Annotated in this window: 1 protein-coding gene; it reads left to right on the forward strand. The window is 64.5% G+C overall.

Annotated features, from left to right (window positions below; all coding sequences use genetic code 11):
* Positions 1-187: 187 nt before the first annotated feature.
* Positions 188-2,117, forward strand: a 1,930-nt coding sequence (locus tag AC1D00_RS38145) for a vitamin B12-dependent ribonucleotide reductase (RefSeq protein ID WP_477014226.1), incomplete at its 3' end; no start/stop codon positions are given.

Genomic DNA, 2,117 nt, shown 5'->3' on the forward strand with positions numbered 1-2,117 from the left:
AGTGTGGACATGCCGGCGGGTGATCGATGCACGCATCGAGCAATCGCGCCGGGAGAAACTGGGCCGGATCCACCGGCTGAACTGCGAAGCCTTAAGGCCAGACGGCCCGGGAGGAATCGCGAACTGAAATGTCGACCGGACGCCTGAACGGAGGCGGTTCGGTCAAAGATAAGGACGGGGCAAGACCATGCGGATTGAGCGGCGCCACACCACCACGGGACAGTCACCTTACGCCGGGATCGATTTCCGGCTGACCACGTCGGAGATTCGCAATCCCGACGGCTCGGTCGTGTTCAAGCTTGAGAATGTCGAGGTGCCGACCGAGTGGTCGCAGGTCGCCTCGGACGTCCTCGCCCAGAAATACTTCCGCAAGGCCGGCGTCGCCGCGCGCCTGAAGAAGGTCGAGGAGGAATCCGTCCCCTCCTTCCTGTGGCGCTCCGTGCCCGACACTGAAGCTCTCGCCGCGCTCCCCGAGAAGGAGCGCTATGTCAGCGAGCTCTCCGCCAAGCAGGTGTTCGACCGCCTCGCCGGCTGCTGGACCTATTGGGGCTGGAAGGGCGGCTACTTCACGTCGGACGAAGACGCCCAGACCTTCTATGACGAGCTCCGCTACATGCTCGCCATGCAGATGGTCGCGCCGAACTCGCCGCAATGGTTCAACACCGGCCTGCACTGGGCCTATGGCATCGACGGTCCCGGCCAGGGCCACTATTACGTCGACCCCTTCACCGGCAAGCTGACCAAGTCCAAGTCGGCCTACGAGCACCCGCAGCCGCATGCCTGCTTCATCCAGGGCGTCGGTGACGACCTCGTCAACGAGGGCGGCATCATGGACCTCTGGGTCCGCGAGGCGCGCCTGTTCAAATACGGCTCCGGCACCGGCTCCAACTTCTCGCGCCTGCGCGGCGAAGGCGAAAAGCTCTCCGGCGGCGGCCGCTCGTCCGGCCTGATGAGCTTCCTCAAGATCGGCGACCGCGCCGCCGGCGCGATCAAGTCGGGTGGCACGACGCGCCGCGCCGCCAAGATGGTCGTCGTCGACGTCGATCACCCCGACATCGAGACCTATATCGACTGGAAGGTGAAGGAGGAGCAGAAGGTCGCAGCCCTCGTCACCGGCTCCAAGATCAACCAGAAGCACCTCAAGGCCGTGCTCAAGGCCTGCGTCAACTGCGAAGGCTCGGGCGACGACTGCTTCGACCCCGAGAAGAACCCGGCGCTGCGCCGCGAGATCAAGCTCGYGCGCCGCAGCCTCGTGCCTGACAATTACATCAAGCGCGACATTCAGTTTGCCAAACAAGGCTACAAGGACATCCAGTTCGACGTCTACGACACCGACTGGGATTCGGAAGCCTATCTCACGGTATCGGGCCAGAACTCCAACAACTCGGTCTCGCTGCGGGACGACTTCCTGCGCGCGGTCGAGACCGACGGCGACTGGAACCTGAACGCCCGCACCTCCAAGAAGGTGACGAAGACGCTGAAGGCGCGCGACCTCTGGGAGAAGATCGGCTACGCCGCCTGGGCGTCGGCCGACCCGGGCCTGCACTTCAACACCACCATGAACGACTGGCACACCTGCAAGGCGTCCGGCGACATCCGCGCGTCCAATCCGTGCTCGGAATACATGTTCCTGGACGACACGGCGTGCAACCTCGCCTCGGCGAACCTGCTGACGTTCTATAACGTCAGCACCAAGCACTTCGACGTCGAGGGCTACGAGCATCTCTGCCGGCTCTGGACCATCGTGCTCGAAATCTCGGTGATGATGGCGCAGTTCCCGTCCAAGGCGATCGCCGAGCTCTCCTACGAGTTCCGCACGCTTGGCCTCGGCTACGCCAACATCGGCGGCCTCCTGATGACCATGGGCCTGCCCTATGACTCCAAGGAAGGCCGTGCGATCGCCGGCGCGCTGACCGCGATCATGACCGGCATCACCTACAAGACGTCGGCGGAGATGGCGGCCGAGCTCGGCACCTTCCCCGGCTACAAGAAGAACGCCGCGCACATGCTGCGCGTGATCCGCAACCACCGCCGCGCCGCCCACGGCCAGTCCAACGGCTACGAGGCGCTCAGCGTCAACCCGGTGCCGATGGACCTCGTCTCCTGCCCGCAGGCAG

The sequence above is a fragment of the Bradyrhizobium sp. P2_E8 genome (assembly GCF_056403875.1).